The 15,985-nt window shown below is 42.9% G+C and carries 14 protein-coding genes and 1 riboswitch; of the genes, 2 read left to right on the forward strand and 12 right to left on the reverse strand.

The features are described from left to right. Nucleotides 1–87: 87 nt before the first annotated feature. Nucleotides 88–1,404, reverse strand: coding sequence for a citrate:proton symporter (locus MKX52_RS12550; protein WP_151022299.1), 1,317 nt, complete (start codon nucleotides 1,402–1,404; stop codon nucleotides 88–90). Nucleotides 1,405–1,556: 152 nt separating this feature from the next. Further along, the gene (locus MKX52_RS12555) at nucleotides 1,557–2,417 is read right to left on the reverse strand and encodes a LysR family transcriptional regulator (RefSeq protein WP_088002276.1); all 861 of its coding nucleotides are present in this window, start codon (nucleotides 2,415–2,417) and stop codon (nucleotides 1,557–1,559) included. A 135-nt stretch (nucleotides 2,418–2,552) separates the two neighbouring features. Between MKX52_RS12555 and MKX52_RS12560 the strand changes: the two genes are divergently transcribed. Next, a complete protein-coding gene (locus tag MKX52_RS12560) occupies nucleotides 2,553–3,683 on the forward strand; it encodes a PrpF domain-containing protein (protein ID WP_342490800.1) in 1,131 nt (376 codons plus the stop codon). 225 nt (nucleotides 3,684–3,908) lie between these two features. On the opposite strand, the gene MKX52_RS12565 is transcribed toward MKX52_RS12560, so the two are convergent. The 5 genes from MKX52_RS12565 to MKX52_RS12585 form a co-directional block, all read right to left on the reverse strand. Next, a complete protein-coding gene (locus tag MKX52_RS12565; protein ID WP_216887147.1) occupies nucleotides 3,909–4,628 on the reverse strand; it encodes a biotin--[acetyl-CoA-carboxylase] ligase in 720 nt (239 codons plus the stop codon). Nucleotides 4,629–4,706: 78 nt separating this feature from the next. Next, the gene (locus MKX52_RS12570; protein ID WP_003216642.1) at nucleotides 4,707–5,168 is read right to left on the reverse strand and encodes a thioesterase family protein; all 462 of its coding nucleotides are present in this window, start codon (nucleotides 5,166–5,168) and stop codon (nucleotides 4,707–4,709) included. 120 nt (nucleotides 5,169–5,288) lie between these two features. Continuing rightward, complete coding sequence (sdhB, locus tag MKX52_RS12575) at nucleotides 5,289–6,053, reverse strand: succinate dehydrogenase iron-sulfur subunit (protein WP_144455586.1); 765 nt, start codon at nucleotides 6,051–6,053, stop codon at nucleotides 5,289–5,291. A gap of 1 nt (nucleotide 6,054) precedes the next feature. Beyond that, a complete protein-coding gene (gene sdhA / locus MKX52_RS12580) occupies nucleotides 6,055–7,815 on the reverse strand; it encodes a succinate dehydrogenase flavoprotein subunit (protein WP_144469214.1) in 1,761 nt (586 codons plus the stop codon). A 37-nt stretch (nucleotides 7,816–7,852) separates the two neighbouring features. Next, complete coding sequence (locus MKX52_RS12585; protein WP_012010818.1) at nucleotides 7,853–8,461, reverse strand: succinate dehydrogenase cytochrome b558 subunit; 609 nt, start codon at nucleotides 8,459–8,461, stop codon at nucleotides 7,853–7,855. A 280-nt stretch (nucleotides 8,462–8,741) separates the two neighbouring features. Here MKX52_RS12585 and MKX52_RS12590 point away from each other — a divergent pair, with 280 nt between their 5' ends. Continuing rightward, complete coding sequence (locus MKX52_RS12590) at nucleotides 8,742–9,185, forward strand: YslB family protein (RefSeq protein WP_003216293.1); 444 nt, start codon at nucleotides 8,742–8,744, stop codon at nucleotides 9,183–9,185. A gap of 167 nt (nucleotides 9,186–9,352) precedes the next feature. Here MKX52_RS12590 and MKX52_RS12595 read toward each other — a convergent pair whose 3' ends face one another. From MKX52_RS12595 to MKX52_RS12615, 5 genes are all read right to left on the reverse strand, one after another. Beyond that, nucleotides 9,353–10,582 carry an aspartate kinase gene (locus MKX52_RS12595; protein WP_088001956.1) on the reverse strand — a complete coding sequence of 410 codons (1,230 nt, stop codon included), beginning with the start codon at nucleotides 10,580–10,582 and terminating at the stop codon, nucleotides 9,353–9,355. A gap of 141 nt (nucleotides 10,583–10,723) precedes the next feature. After that, a riboswitch (Lysine riboswitch) is annotated at nucleotides 10,724–10,901 on the reverse strand. 63 nt (nucleotides 10,902–10,964) lie between these two features. After that, on the reverse strand, nucleotides 10,965–12,737 hold the full coding sequence (gene uvrC, locus MKX52_RS12600; RefSeq protein WP_335348998.1) for an excinuclease ABC subunit UvrC: 1,773 nt from the start codon (nucleotides 12,735–12,737) through the stop codon (nucleotides 10,965–10,967). A gap of 139 nt (nucleotides 12,738–12,876) precedes the next feature. Continuing rightward, nucleotides 12,877–13,191, reverse strand: a complete 315-nt coding sequence (trxA, locus tag MKX52_RS12605) for a thioredoxin (RefSeq protein WP_003216330.1) — start codon at nucleotides 13,189–13,191, stop codon at nucleotides 12,877–12,879. 245 nt (nucleotides 13,192–13,436) lie between these two features. Further along, on the reverse strand, nucleotides 13,437–14,918 hold the full coding sequence (locus MKX52_RS12610; protein ID WP_342490801.1) for an alpha-N-arabinofuranosidase: 1,482 nt from the start codon (nucleotides 14,916–14,918) through the stop codon (nucleotides 13,437–13,439). Nucleotides 14,919–14,993: 75 nt separating this feature from the next. Continuing rightward, a complete protein-coding gene (locus MKX52_RS12615; protein ID WP_342490802.1) occupies nucleotides 14,994–15,971 on the reverse strand; it encodes an electron transfer flavoprotein subunit alpha/FixB family protein in 978 nt (325 codons plus the stop codon). Nucleotides 15,972–15,985 lie beyond the last annotated feature (14 nt).

Here is a 15,985-nt window from a genome sequence, read left to right on the forward strand (position 1 = left end):
GCATATGAGCGTCCATTTTGTGCGCTTTTATCCGCACAAAAAAGGACGAGTCTCCTACCTGAGACATCGTCCTTTTTATACACGTATTTAAAAGATAGAAATGGCACCTGTTAACAAAGCGATTAATGTTGTAAAAAGGGCAGTTAACACGGTCCATAGCAGGGCGTACCTTTGCAAATCGCCAATATCTTTGTTCAGCATACTGACAAGAAGAAGCGTTGAAGCCACAAGAGGGCTTAGCAAGTGGACAGGCTGTCCTATAATAGAAGCACGCGCAATCTCCACAGGATCAATCCCGTATGCAGCGCCGGCTTCCGCCAAAATTGGCAACACCCCGAAATAATAAGCATCATTTGAAAGAACAAAGGTAAATGGCATACTCGTTAAAGCGACAATGAGTGGAAAGAATGAGCTGTAGGAATCCGGAATCATGTAGATGACCAAGTTAGCAATAGACTCCACCATTTTTGTCCCTGAAAAAATGCCTGTGAAAATTCCAGCTGCAAACACAAGGGTAATGACCGTTAAGGCATTTCCGGCATGTGATAAAATTCTCTCGCGCTGATCTTCAACCTTTGGATAGTTGATCATGAGCGCGATGACAAACCCAATGAGAAAGAGAACTGGAATCGGTACGATGTCTAAAACAAGTGTTGCCATGACCGCCATCGTCAAGAAGAAGTTCACCCAAATGAGGTTCGGTCTCTTTATGTCTTCTACGCCATCTTCGATTGACGCAGCCAGCTCCGGGGATATCTGATACTCTTCTTTATACTGAATCTCTGCAACACCAATTCGCTTCCGCTCTTTTTTCCCAAGCACATAGGCAGTAAAAAGGATGAATAGACCCCCTGCTACCATCGTTGGGAGTAATGGAATAAAAAATTCAGCTGCATCCAAGCCGAGCGCAGCAATTGCTCGAGTAGCTGGACCACCCCACGGGGTCATACCGCTCATAATCCCTAATGATAATAATGAAATCGTTCCTAAAATCAGCGGATTCATCCCAATTCTTAAGAAAAGCGGCAGTAAAGCGGACACGGTAATCATGTATGTTGTCGTCCCATCACCATCTAATGCAACAAGCATAGACAAAACCGCTACCCCAAACGCAATTTTGACAGGGTCCCCTTTCACAAGACGTAAAATGAGTTTAATCAGTGGATCAAATAGCCCTGCATCCAGCATGACACCGAAGAATAAAATCGCAAATAGCAATAAAGCGGCAGATGGTGCAACCGTTTTGAGTCCATCGAGCATCATATCCCCTAGCCCACTGTAAAACCCACCAATCAATGCAAAGATGATCGGTACAACGGTTAACGCCACCACCGGATGCATTCGTTTTGTCATAATAAGAAATGTAAAAGTCACGACCATTAAGAGCCCTAAAATAGCTAGCACTATATATCCCTCCATCCTCTTTTTACACGATCAACAAGCGCCCCTTTTCACTTGTGATCTGAATGTTAGCGCTTTCTATTTCAAGGATATAATAGCTTTTTTCATAATGAAAATATTGATTTTTTCGTATATTCTATAAATTATTTTTATAATCAACCTTGCCGGCTTCTTAAAAATTCGATGAATGCTTTCACAACAGACAAATGAAGGGAGTCAGGCTGGTACATAAGCCATGTATCTCTTAAAACAGGCTGTCCATCTTTATACGAAAGACCTTTTACAAATAGCTCATCACTTGGCCTGAGGCAAATTTCTGGGACAATGGCATAGCCTAACCCGTGCTTGACCATCTCTTTTGATGTATCCTGGCGGTCTGTCTCCATCGTCACAAGCGGAGGCATGGCAAACGTTTCCTGCCACCATCTGTTAATCAATCGTTTTAATGAACTATCTGTATGATAGTCAATGAGCGGCAGCTTCGGAAGGTCCTTTAGCTGAATTTCTGATTTTGAAATGATACAAAGTCGCTCTTTATCAAGCAAAAACCTCTCTCCATTCCAGTCGTAATCTCCTCTTAAAATCCCTAAATGGACACTCGATGTGCCTAATAAGTCCATGACTTTAGTGCTCCAGCCTGTATTGACCATAAATTGGACGTGTGGATACTGCTTAGAAAACTCTCTTAAAATTTCTGGGAGCTTATATTGAGCAAAGTTACTTGAGACCCCTAACCGGATTGTTCCTTTAACCTTTTTTTGCATATTCAGCATGCCATCTTTCGTTTGCTGAAGCTGCTTGAGCATGTCATTTGCGTATTTAGCCAAGTACTCGCCCTCTGACGTAAATTCAATCCCTCGTTTTCTTTTAAAGAAAAGCTTCATATCAAACTCCTCTTCAAGCTGCTTCAATCGATAACTTAAGGCAGGTTGAGAGACAAATAATTTTTCCGCTGCTTTTGTAATGTTCTTCTCTTCATATAACACCTTTAAAAACCGCCAGTCTTTTTCATCCATTGTGCGCCCTCCTTTTGCCCTTGTTATAAAAATTTTTTATCTATTTCTCTTAAAATAATGTATTTAACTTATTTCTTATTATACTTTACCATTTTGATTAGATAAACAGTTCATTAAAAATTGAGGGTGAGAGCAATGAGAAAAGTTCCAATCACAATGATGCGAGGCGGTACAAGCAAAGGGGTATTCATTCAAGCAAACGATGCTCCCTATGACCACGATGAGCTCGAGGCATTTCTTTTAGACATTATGGGCAGTCCTGACCGGCTGCAGGTCGATGGGATCGGCGGCGGTAATTCTTTAACAAGCAAAGTAGCCATTATCGATAAAGCCACACGTCCAGATGTGGATGTGAACTATACGTTTGCACAAGTCAGCATCAATGAGAGATATGTCGATTTTAAAGGAAACTGCGGGAATATCTCATCAGCGGTTGGACCTTACGCCATCATTAAAGGACTTGTTCAAGCGGTTGAGCCCATTACGACTGTACGTATCCTCAATACCAACACCAATAAAGTCATTGTAGCAGAGGTTGAAGTTGAAAACGGTGAAGTGAAATTTGAGGGAGATGTAGAAATTCCAGGAGTAAAAGGGACAGGGTCTCCCATCTATCTATCCTTTGAAAAACCTGAAGGCGCTGTGACAGGTAAAACTTTTCCGACAGGAAACCGCATCGATATGATTCAGACAAAATTTGGAGAAATTCCGATCTCGATCGTTGACATCGCAAATCCCATTGCCTTTGTCCGAGCGAAGGATCTTCATTTAAAAGGAACCGAATTACCTGAGGAGTTTACAGATGCATTACTGACTGATTTAGAAGAGATTCGTTCTATCGCTGCTGAAATGTGTCACTTTGCGCCAAAAGACACGGCGACATTACAGTCACCAGCCGTTCCGAAGCTTGCGATCATTAGTGAGCCTGCTGATTATACCGATACAAACGGAGTGCTGAGACGAGCAGCCAATATGGATATCGTCGTACGCATGTTATCGATGCAAAGACCACACCAAGCGCTTGCCATTACCGGTTCTGTCTGCATATCAGCCAGCTGCTTTATGGAACATACGCTTCCTGCACAGCTTTATGATGGACAGCATGATACGCTTCGAATTGGGCACCCTGCCGGGATTATGCAAACGGACATTGACATGTCTCAAAACAGAGTCAAAGTCATTCGAACCGCAAGAGAAATTCTAGACGGGGTTGTCTTTACGAAACAAGACTATATTGTACAACCTCATATTAAAAGAGAAGCCTAAAGCAGACGAGAACATCGTCTGCTCAGATTGTTGACAAAGGGCTAAAATGATCTTGATTTTAGCCCTTTGTCTTCTTTTCAGCGTGATAGAAAACCTTTGCAGTCTAGGAAGGACGAGTACTGGCGCGGAGCGAATTTGACATTCGTGAGCACCAGCACGCAGGACTGACAACGAATGCGAGGGTTTGTCTACACGCTGAGCAGACGAGAACATCGTCTGCTTTTTTTAATGTTGAAGCGGGGCATCAATATCTCCCGCAGAATGAGCTTTGATCTGTCCTTTATCATCTTTTAGCTGAAGATGACCAAAGCGGTTAACACCGCAGCAAATGCCTTCTTCCCATGTTTGCTTTTCACGATCTAACGAAATGCGAAGCGGCTTGTTGAGACGATATAACCGTTTGTTATAAAGGAAAGTTAGTGCTTCAAACCCTTCATTTTGCCAGCGTGAATGGTATTTTTCAAAAGCCGCTGCTAGGTCTTTCACTAGCTGATCAGCTTTCACCTCTGTCAGCTCTGATAAGCAAATCGTTTTGTACGGGACATACTCCGGCTTCGTCTCTACATTGATGCCAACACCGATATAAATGGCGCTGCGGTCTGCTTCAATTAATGTACCGGATACCTTTGCTTCATTAATGAGAATATCATTGGGCCATTTGATCGCCAGCTCATCCTCCGCTCTCATGAGTGGTTTCAGCACATCATAGATTGCCAGTGCTGTCAGCGGGGCGATCGTTGACTGAGTAGAAAGTTCTTCTGGTGGCATGACTGTCATGGTTACCGCCACATTTCCTAAAGGTGTTTCCCACGGCCTGCCAAGTCTGCCTCTACCTGCTGTCTGCTGGCGTGCATAGACAGCAAATGAGGGCTTTTCTCCTTGCTGCATGAGCCTTTTCGCTTCATTATTTGTACTATCAATGGTGTCATATTGAAAAATCTTCATGTGTTCTCCTCTTGTTTCTTCTTGATATGGTGCTTTTATTATAACAAAATGAAGCGTGTACGTTGATCAGACAGCATGCTACTCATTTCGCTGCGCCTGAAATGTCTCTTTCTCGTCTTCCGTAAATGGGACAGATGTGCCTGTGTCTTTACTAATTTGCACCATGGTGACTGAGCCTGTAAAGCATGGCTCCTGCTGTTCATTTTCTCCTAAATAATGAAGAATGAGTGAGCTTGAGCCGACCTTCTCAGGCTTGACATACACACGAAGCCTCTCTCCAATCTCTACCTGCTTGATGTAATCACATTGCAGGTTAGCGACGACTGTCATGGTTTCTCTCACACGTTTCATCCGTTTATCAACAATGCCTGTTTTTTGAAAAAAGGCAATGCGCGCCTCTTCAAAATACACAAAAGGGGTAACATTGTTCATATGGCCAAACATATCCGTTTCTGAAAAACGAACAGTCGTTTCGACATAAAATCGAAAGGACGCCCTCCACTCTTCAAACGGTTCTTCAATATATGACGGCAATCTCACTTGATCATCTCCTTAATTGGAACAAAACGCCTCTCCCATATCGGAAGAGGCGTTTGTTTAAATATTGCATCCAGCCTCTAAAACACTCATCATGATTGGCAAAGAGGACTGAATGTGATGTTATTCTGCGTGATCGCTTCCGAAGAAATTACGGAATGCTTGTAAAGTTGTATCTCGATTAAGTGCAGCAATTGATGTTGTCAGCGGGATTCCTTTCGGACAAGACTGCACACAGTTTTGGGAGTTCCCGCAGTTCGCAAGGCCACCGTCCCCCATAATTTCTTCTAGACGGTCAGACTTATTCATCGCACCTGTCGGATGTGCGTTAAATAGACGAACTTGCGAAAGCGGTGCAGGTCCCATAAAGGAAGACTTATCATTCACGTTTGGACAAGCTTCAAGGCAGACGCCACATGTCATACATTTCGAAAGCTCGTATGCCCATTGACGTTTTTTCTCAGGCATTCTTGGTCCTGGACCAAGATCATACGTGCCATCGATCGGTACCCATGCTTTCACCTTTTTCAAGGAATTGAACATCCGGCTTCTATCAACCTGCAAATCTCTTACAACCGGGAATGTCTTCATCGGCTGAAGACGAATCGGCTGGTCTAATTGATCAATAAGAGCTGTACATGATTGACGCGGCTTTCCATTAATGACCATAGAACAAGCTCCGCACACCTCTTCAAGACAGTTCATATCCCAGTTGATCGCCGTTGTTTTTTCCCCTTGTTTATTGACTGGGTTCCGTCTAATTTCCATGAGTGCGGAAATGACGTTCATATTTGGGCGGTAAGGGATTTCGAATTCTTCATCATAAGGCTTTCCATCTGCTGTATCTTGACGTGTGATTATGAATTGAATCTTGTTTTTTTCACTCATCTTATTTCTCCACCTTTTTCTTCGAGTAATCTCGTTTACGAGGTGCAATTAACGATACATCGACGTCCTCATAGTGGAATGCAGGCTTTTGATTTTTTCCTTTGAACGTAGCCATCGTTGTTTTTAGGAATTCTTCATCGTTTCTCTCTGGGAAGTCCGGTTTGTAGTGTGCGCCTCGGCTTTCATTCCTGTTGTAAGCCCCGATCGTAATGACTCTTGCCAGTTGAAGCATATTGTCAAGCTGACGTGTGAAGGCAGCGCCTTGGTTGCTCCATGAAGCGGTATCATTGATGTTGATCTGTTTGTAGCGCTCCATTAGTTCTTCGATCTTCTGATCTGTTTTTAAGAGTTTGTCATTGTAACGAACGACTGTGACGTTATCCGTCATCCATTCTCCAAGCTCTTTATGAAGCACGTACGCATTTTCTGTTCCGTCCATGCTCAGAATGTTGTCCCATTTCTCCTGCTCTTTCTTCACAGCACTGTCGAATGTTGCAGAAGGTAGGTCTTCCGCAGACTTTTCAAGACCGCTAATGTACTTCACAGCATTTGGTCCAGCGACCATTCCGCCGTAAATGGCTGAAAGCAGTGAGTTTGCACCAAGTCTGTTTCCGCCGTGCATAGAGTAGTCACATTCTCCGGCAGCGAATAGACCTTTGATATTTGTCATTTGATCATAATCAACCCATAATCCGCCCATTGAGTAATGAACAGCAGGGAAAATTTTCATTGGAAGCTTACGCGGGTCATCACCCATGAATTTTTCATAGATTTCAATGATGCCACCAAGTTTAATATCAAGTTCTTTCGGATCTTTATGAGAAAGATCGAGATATACCATGTTCTCTCCGTTGATGCCAAGCTTTTGTTCGACACATACGTCGAAAATTTCACGCGTTGCGATATCACGCGGTACAAGGTTTCCGTATGCTGGATATTTTTCCTCTAGGAAATACCAAGGCTTCCCGTCTTTATATGTCCAAACACGTCCGCCTTCACCACGAGCCGATTCACTCATGAGACGAAGCTTGTCATCTCCAGGGATCGCTGTTGGGTGAATTTGAATGAATTCTCCATTTGCGTAATGAGCCCCTTGCTGATAGACGATGGATGCAGCAGATCCAGTATTGATCATGGAGTTCGTTGATTTTCCGAACACGATTCCAGGACCGCCTGTTGCCATGATCACTGCATCTGAACGGAAGGATTCAATTTCCATTGTCGTCAAGTTCTGAGCGACAATGCCTCGGCATACTTCCTCGTCATCTAACACAGCGCCAAGGAATTCCCAGCCTTCATATTTCGTGACAAGCCCTGCTACTTCATAGCGGCGAACCTGCTCATCAAGTGCATATAATAACTGCTGACCTGTTGTAGCTCCAGCAAATGCTGTACGGTGGTGCTGTGTTCCCCCGAAGCGGCGGAAGTCCAATAATCCCTCTGGTGTTCTGTTAAACATCACACCCATCCGATCAAGTAAGTGGATAATGGACGGCGCTGCTTCACACATTGCCTTTACTGGCGGCTGGTTGGCTAAGAAGTCTCCACCATATACCGTGTCATCAAAATGCTCATAAGGTGAATCCCCTTCACCTTTTGTATTTACCGCTCCGTTGATTCCGCCCTGTGCACATACGGAATGCGAACGTTTTACAGGTACGATTGAAAATAGTTTAACAGCTGTTCCCGCTTCTGCTGCTTTAATAGTTGCCATGAGACCAGCTAAGCCGCCTCCGACAACGATGATGCTAGAATTACTCATTGTAGCCCCTCTCCCTCTTCTACTAATCTATTTCCTCTTAAACAAAAGCAAAAATTGCTCTTAGCCCTACATATGAAAGCGCTATAAATATACCTAATGTCACATATGTGGAGATTCTTTGTGAGCGTGGTGAAACAGTAATTCCCCAGCTGACAGCAAATGACCACAAGCCATTAGCAAAGTGGAAAATAGTAGATAAAACGCCGACAATATAGAAGCCTAGCATAAATGGAGAGCTTAAAATATTCGCCATCATGTCATAGTTCACTTCAGCTCCAAGCTGCGCTTGAATTCGGGTTTCCCATACGTGCCAACTGACAAAAATCAATGTGATGATACCTGAAATCCTTTGCAGTCTGAACAACCAGTTTCTTAAGTAACTGAAGCGAGACGTGTTGTTTTGTGCCGTAAAGGCTATGTACACCCCATAAACAGCATGATAGATCAGTGGTAAGAAAATCACGAACAGCTCAAGTGCATATCTGAATGGAAGCTGTTCCATAAAGTGTGCAGCTTTGTTAAACGCCTCTGGTCCACTCGTCGCAAAATGGTTCACAACTAAGTGCTGAATTAAAAATAGACCGACCGGAATGACGCCAAGCAAAGAATGCAATCTCCGATAAAAAAATTCTTTGTTCCCCGACATTACTTTACCCCCTAGTAAAAAGTGCAATTGCTGAAAATTGTCTTACCCCCGCTTCTTTCAATTGTAAGCACTTTATTCAAATTTATTGACAATTTCATTTTACTCCTATGTCAAAAAAGCGTCAAGAAACCGCGTACATAAATTAAAATTTTCCGAAATTTAAAAGTTTTAAATCAAAATTCGTTTTACTACAATAAGAATTTCTTAGACTTCAGGGAAAACTCTGTCATCATATGCTCACATAAGCTATAATAAATTGTTGAAAGAGGGGAGCCGTACAATGAATAAATTCGAATCTAACTTAGAACAGCTAAAAGAAATTGAAGTCAATGGATTTGCCTACGAGCTGATACGCGAAGTTCTGCTGCCTGATATTCTTGGTCAGGATCATTCATCTATGATGTATTTTGCGGGTAAGCTGCTTGCTCGTAAATTTCCTCAAGAGTCATGGGAGAAGATCCCCGAATTTTTCCATGATGCCGGTTGGGGAACTCTCACGATGGTCCATTCGAAAAAACAGGAAATTGAGTTTGAGCTCGAAGGTCCACTTGTATCAAATCGACTCACCTATCAAAAGGAGCCATGCTTTCAGATGGAAGCAGGTTTTATTGCTGAACAAATCCAGCTTCTTAACGAGCACGTGGCTGAATCTTATGAACAAGTGAAAAAGCGTGCTGATAAAGTCATTTTAACCGTTAAATGGGATTTAAGAGACCCTAGCTAACACTCTTTCTGAAAGGCGCGGACTTTAGGTCACGCCTTTTTTGTTTGTCTTCTTCTATCATAGCATACTTAGTGAGTGGGTTTACGCACGTTTTCCTTTCTTGTATGCGCCGGTTTCGAATATAAAAAAGAGGTGCACTCTTTCATGAGATACACCTCCTTTTTGTTTTAAGAATGGGCAGCTACCTTTGATAAATCAAACGCATCATGCAGTGCTTCTACTGCTTTGACCATATCGTCACGGCCAACCACTGTTGAGACTTTGATTTCAGACGTACTGACCATTTTCACTTGTATGTCTTTTTCCGCTAACACAGCGAACATTTCTGCGGCTACGCCTGGATTTGAGACCATACCAGATCCAACGATAGATACTTTGGCTAATTTGCTTTCTGTCTCGATCTGTTCATAGCCAAGTGCTCCTTTATATTCTTCTAACACTTCAACTGTTTTAGACAAATCATCCGTTTTCACAGAGAAAGAGATCGACGTCTGATTCGTGCTTGTGACGGACTGAATGATGATATCCACATTGATATTTTGTTTCGCAAGTGTCGTAAAGATGGTCGACAATGTGGTGAGACCGCTTGAAAGACCGCACACCGTCACGCGTGTAATCTGATCCTCAAATGCAATGCCTCTGACGACTAAATTTTGTTCCATGGATGATTCCTCCTCAATTAACGTACCCGATTCATTTTCAATACTAGAACGGACTTCTAGTGGGACTTGATAATTTTTCGCAAATTCAACAGCTCTCGGATGCAAGACGCCAGCTCCTAAATTAGCCAGTTCGAGCATCTCATCGTATGAAATACCTGCAAGTTTTCGTGCCGCCGGTACATAACGCGGATCTGTTGTAAACACACCTGGAACGTCTGTGTAAATATCACATTTATCTGCTTTTAGTGCAGCAGCAAGTGCCACAGCTGTTGTATCTGATCCACCACGTCCAAGCGTTGTGATATGCAAATCATCTGCGATGCCTTGGAACCCTGCCACGACAACCACTTTCCCAGCATTTAATTCCTCTTTTACTCTTGATTCATCAATATCGACGATTCTTGCGTTACCATGTACTTGCTCTGTTTTCATACCAGCCTGCCAGCCTGTAAAGGAAATGGCATCATAGCCTTTTGCTTGTAGCGCCATCGTTAATAAGGAAATGGTCACTTGCTCTCCAGTTGCGAGCAGCATATCCATTTCTCTATTGCTCGGATGATCTGTGAGTTCTTTCGCTAGGTCTACTAGAACATCCGTTGATTTACCCATTGCCGACACAACCACAACCACATCATGTCCGGCCTCGCGTTCAGCGATGACCCTTTCTGCAGCATTGCGAATTTTTTCTGTCGATCCAACAGACGTTCCGCCAAATTTTTGTACAATTAGTCCCATGTCTACCACCCTTTTTCAAAAGATCACGTGTGAGAGAAGAGGCAAGAAGCGGCTTTGGAGATTGCCCGCTCACTGCAAATAAAAAAAGCAATGAGAGAACAGATCTCCCATTGCTTTATAATCATCATCAAACGATGCAAACAATGAGATAGCCCTCCAAGAAATAAATTCTTGACAGCCCTACATTTCTTCAATGTACAGCCAGCGAATAAAATGAGTGGATTTTATTCACTTCGGCGACGCTCCCCTTTCAGCCCTCTTCCTAGATCCCATCGATCTCTGAAGGCTTACTCTTGAAGTTCGCACCTCTATCTTCAACAAACAACACGTTCATTTATTAAATTTAGTCACAATCTTAACAGACTTTTGGAAAAAGTACAATCTATTTTTTTAAAGCTTCCATTAAAAGCTCGGCCGTTTGTTTCGGGATGCCAGCCTCTTGAAAGTCTTCGATCGTGGCTTCTTTCATCTTTTTCACAGAGCCAAAATGTTTAAGCAACTGTTTTTTACGCTTTTCTCCGATACCTGGCACATCGTCTAAAATAGATTGAAATGCATTTTTTCCGCGCAGCTGCCTGTGAAAGCTAATTGCGAACCGGTGCACTTCATCTTGAATGCGCTGCAATAAATAGAAGGCTTGGCTATTTCGCTCAAGTGCAACAATTTCAAGTGTATCGCCCATCATCAGATTGGAAGTCCGGTGCTTTTCATCTTTGACTAGACCTGCTACTGGAACAGACAGATTCAACTCATTTTCAAGGACATCTATCGCTGCATTGATCTGTCCCTTTCCACCGTCAATTAAAATCAAATCTGGTAGCGGAAGCTCATCCTTTAACACGCGAGTATATCGCCTTCTAATGACTTCACGCATCGATGCATAATCATCTGGACCTGTGACGGTTTTAATTTTGTATTTTCGGTATTCCTTTTTATACGGCTTCCCGTCCTGAAAAACGACCATGGCAGAAACTGGGTCAGCACCTTGAATATTCGAGTTATCAAAAGCCTCAATCCGGTAAGGCATATAAATATTTAGTGCATCTCCAAGCTGCTTCACCGCACCAATTGAGCGCTCTTCATCACGCTCAATGAGCGAAAATTTTTCTTTTAAAGCGATTTTGGCATTTTGATGGGCAAGTAATAGCAAGTCCTTTTTCTTTCCTTTTTTCGGCTGATGAACGTTCGTCTCAAGCAATTGTTCAATCATCTCTTGATCTACGCTATCTGGCACCAAAATTTCCTTAGGTAGAAAGTGGTTGTTCTTTGCATAAAATTGCCCCATAAACGTGAGAAACTCTTCCTCAGGATCTTGATACATAGGAAACAGGCTAACGTCGCGTTCAATCAATTTTCCCTGCCTGATGAAGAAGACTTGGACACACATCCAGCCCTTGTCATAGGCATATGCAAAAACATCTCGATCTGATAAATCGCTCATCGTCATTTTCTGTTTTTCCATCGTAGAGTCAATGTAAGCGATTTGATCTCTCAGTTCTTTTGCCCGTTCAAACTCTAGTTGTTCGGCAGCTTCCTGCATTTTTTCGGTGAGTTCTTTTTTTATTTGCTGGTGTCCTCCGTTTAGAAACCTTATGATTTCATCCACGAGCTGCTTATTCGTTTCTTCAGAAATGTCATACACACATGGCGCAAGACATTGTCCAAGATGATAATAGAGACAGACGCGGTCAGGGAGGGTGGCACATTTTCTGAGAGGATATAAACGGTCGAGCAGTTTTTTTGTTTCACGTGCTGCCTGTACGTTCGGGTATGGTCCGAAATATTTCCCTTTGTCCTTTTTTACATGACGGGTGACGATCAATTTAGGATGCCGTTCATTCGTAATTTTAATAAAAGGATACGTTTTGTCATCCTTGAGCATGACATTGTATTTTGGGTCGTATTTTTTGATTAAATTCAGCTCTAAAATGAGTGCCTCGATATTAGAAGAGGTGACAATGTATTCAAAGTCTTCAATTTCACTGACAAGTCGCTGCGTTTTGGCGTCATGAGATCCAGTGAAATAAGAGCGTACTCTATTTTTTAAGACTTTTGCCTTTCCCACATAAATGACTGTATTTTGTCGATCTTTCATTAAATAGCAGCCAGGTTGATCTGGCAAGACCGATAGCTTTTCTTTGATCAGTTTGTTCATATTTTCATCCGTCCTTGTTTTCCTCTTTCACTCCTTCTAGTGTATCACGAACATTTGTTTTATACCATATTGAAAGAAAAGCGGCTCTCGTCTTTACGAGAACCGCTTCAGTGAGTATGCCGCTTGGGCATAGACAGGTTTATAGATGTTTGTTAACAAGCTCAGCAAGTGCTTCTTTTGGTTTGAAACCAACAGAAGTTTCTACCACTTCGCCGTCTTTTAAAACAAGAAGTGTTGGGATACTCATTACGCCGTATTTACCAGCAGTTTCTTGGTTATCATCTACATCAATTTTTACAATTTTCATTTTATCGCCCATTTCTTGATCAAGTTCTTCAAGAACTGGAGCAATCATTTTACAAGGTCCGCACCATGGTGCCCAAAAGTCCGCAATAACAACACCTTCTGCAGTTTCTTGTGAAAATGTTGCGTCAGTAGCTTTTACGATTGCCATTATTCATTCCTCCAATGTAAATTATGCTTTTTAGTATAGCATCTACCAATGTGACTTGCGAATGAAATGCTTACGAATCAGTTTTTATGAAATGAATTAAAAAACAAACCGTACAATCGCACCAATGACAACAATTGCACCGATAATCATGAGAATCGTTCTAAGCATATCAATAACTCCCTTTCCGCTTTGTTTACAATGTATGATGCCCCAACATCCTGCTCATCAAACATCTAAATATGCGATCAAGCCAAATCGATTGTGAGCATCACCACAGACATTGGCGGCAGATCTATGGTCAACTCACCGGATTTTACAGCAAATTGCTGAAACTCTGCTGGCTGGACAGCATGAGGATCATCAAATGTATTGTGCGCATTCATGCGGTCCGCTGTCAGCACGCGGCCCGTGACTTTCGTTGTTTGTGCATCCAAACCTTCAATAGCAAGGGATACTTCGTTTTGTTCATGCGGATTCAGGTGACAGAAGCTAATATGCATCTTATCTGACGAACGCGAAGCTGACACACTAACTTGAGGTATTTTTTCACCGCTTCGTTCATAAGGCGTTGACACGAAATCCACTTCAAGTGCTTCCTCCTCTTGATGCACTTGAAACATGTGAAACACATGATACGTCGGCGTCAGAAGCATTTTTTCGTCTTCCGTTAACACCATTGCTTGAAGAACATTGACCGTCTGAGCAATATTCGCCATATGAATTCGCTGGCAATGACGATGAAAGATATGAAAATGAAGGGCACAAACAAGTGCGTCTCTTAGCGTGTTTTGCTGATACAAAAACCCTGGATTTGTTCCTGGTTCTGGATCATACCATGTCCCCCATTCATCAATGATCATCCCGATTCTCTTATCTGGGTCATACCGATCCATGATCTCTCCATGATCCAAGACAAGCCGTTCCATCTCATAGGCTTTTTTCAACGTGATAAACCATTCATCTTCATCAAATTCAGTCGCTGACCCTTTCTTCTCCCACGTACCAGGTACAGTGTAGTAATGCAAACTGAGTCCATCCATCCAAGGTGCGGCGCGCTCCATTAATACTTTTGTCCAATTCACATCATTTGAATTGGCTCCGCACGCAATTTTGTATATGGATTGACCTGCAAATTCTCTCACATACGTTTGATATCGTTTATATAAATCGGCATAGTATTCAGGCGTCATATTCCCGCCGCAGCCCCAACTTTCGTTTCCTACACCAACATAGGTCAAATCCCAAGGCTCTTCTTTTCCATTTTGAATGCGCCAATCGGCCATAGGTGTTCCCTTTGGAAAGGTGATGTACTCGACCCAGTCTGCTAATTCTTGAACAGTCCCACTTCCCACATTTCCGCAAATATAAGGCTCGCATTCAAGCAGCTCACACAATTTCATAAACTCATGTGTACCAAATTCATTGGATTCAACCGTGCCACCCCAATGAGTGTTCACCATTGGCTTTCGTTCGCTCAGATCTCCTACACCATTTGCCCAATGATACTCGTCTGCAAAGCAGCCGCCCGGCCACCTAAGCACCGGAATATGTAATGCTTGAAGGGCTTTTAGCACATCCGTACGAATCCCCTCAATATGATCGATCTCTGAATCTTTTCCGACCCAAATTCCATCATAAATCCCTCTTCCTAAATGCTCTTGAAAATGTCCATAGATGTGTTTAGAAATACGTCCGATCACGTCATTGACTTTTACTGTTCCCTTCACTTGTCAACCGCTCCTTTGTGTATTGATTACATACAAAAAAACCCAGAATACCTAGGCATTCTGAGTGTATGAGCGTTACGAGTGGATATTCATCTTTTTTAACTCTTCATTCAAAAGTGGTACCACTTCAAACAAGTCACCGACGATTCCGTAATCGGCGATTTTGAAGATCTCAGCTTCTGGGTCTTTGTTAATCGCCACAATGACTTTACTGTTAGACATTCCGGCTAAATGCTGAATCGCCCCTGATATCCCGCACGCAATATAGAGATCAGGTGTGACGACCTTGCCTGTTTGCCCAATTTGCAGGGCGTAATCACAGTAATCTGCGTCACAGGCGCCACGTGAGGCACCGACTGCTGCACCCAGCGTCTCAGCGAGTTCATTCAGCGGTTCAAACCCTTCCTTACTCTTGACCCCACGTCCCCCGGCAACAATGACCTTTGCTTCAGATAAATCTACACCTTCTGACGTTTTTTTAATGACTTCCTTCACAATCGTTCGCAAGTTTTGAATATCGACAGAAACCGGTGTAATGTCTCCGCTTCGTGAGGCATCCCGCTCAAGAGGTGCCACGTTGTTTGGGCGGATGGTTGCCAGAAGCAGACGATCTGTTGAAATCACTTTTTCAAAGGCTTTTCCAGAATAAATCGGTCTTGTAAAAACAAGATGTTCTCCGGTAACGCTTACATCAATTGCATCTGAAATGAGGCCAGTTTGCAAGCGTGCAGCTATTTTCGGCGACAAGTCTTTTCCGATAGACGTATGGCCAAAAAGGACGGCATCTGGGTCAATCTGATCGAATATAGCTTGAAGTGCTTGCGCAAATCCATCTGACGTATAATATGAAAGGTGCGGATGCTCCACAATCATGACATGATCCGCTCCATAGTAAAGCAGTTCATTCGCTTGGTCTTTGACGTCATCCCCTATTAACACGCCAATGACTTCACCGCCATCTGCCACTTGATGAGCGACAGCAATGGCTTCAAATGTCACATTTCTTAATTTACCGTCACGACTTTCTCCAAGTACAACAACTTTTTTACTCATCTTTCAAGTTCCCC

It is taken from the genome of Bacillus sp. FSL R5-0422 (genome assembly GCF_038610765.1).
Taxonomy (GTDB): Bacteria; Bacillota; Bacilli; order Bacillales; family Bacillaceae; genus Bacillus; species Bacillus pumilus_O.

Excerpts from the sequence above, each read along its gene's own strand:
- MKX52_RS12590 (WP_003216293.1), top strand. The coding sequence starts at position 8,742 with ATGAATAAATTCGAATCTAACTTAGAACAGCTAAAAGAAATTGAAGTC.
- trxA (WP_003216330.1), bottom strand. The coding sequence starts at position 13,191 with ATGGCAATCGTAAAAGCTACTGACGCAACATTTTCACAAGAAACTGCA.
- MKX52_RS12555 (WP_088002276.1), bottom strand. The coding sequence starts at position 2,417 with ATGGATGAAAAAGACTGGCGGTTTTTAAAGGTGTTATATGAAGAGAAG.
- uvrC (WP_335348998.1), bottom strand. The coding sequence starts at position 12,737 with ATGAACAAACTGATCAAAGAAAAGCTATCGGTCTTGCCAGATCAACCT.
- MKX52_RS12585 (WP_012010818.1), bottom strand. The coding sequence starts at position 8,461 with ATGTCGGGGAACAAAGAATTTTTTTATCGGAGATTGCATTCTTTGCTT.
- MKX52_RS12565 (WP_216887147.1), bottom strand. The coding sequence starts at position 4,628 with ATGAAGATTTTTCAATATGACACCATTGATAGTACAAATAATGAAGCG.
- MKX52_RS12595 (WP_088001956.1), bottom strand. The coding sequence starts at position 10,582 with ATGGGACTAATTGTACAAAAATTTGGCGGAACGTCTGTTGGATCGACA.
- sdhA (WP_144469214.1), bottom strand. The coding sequence starts at position 7,815 with ATGAGTAATTCTAGCATCATCGTTGTCGGAGGCGGCTTAGCTGGTCTC.
- MKX52_RS12615 (WP_342490802.1), bottom strand. The coding sequence starts at position 15,971 with ATGAGTAAAAAAGTTGTTGTACTTGGAGAAAGTCGTGACGGTAAATTA.
- sdhB (WP_144455586.1), bottom strand. The coding sequence starts at position 6,053 with ATGAGTGAAAAAAACAAGATTCAATTCATAATCACACGTCAAGATACA.
- MKX52_RS12560 (WP_342490800.1), top strand. The coding sequence starts at position 2,553 with ATGAGAAAAGTTCCAATCACAATGATGCGAGGCGGTACAAGCAAAGGG.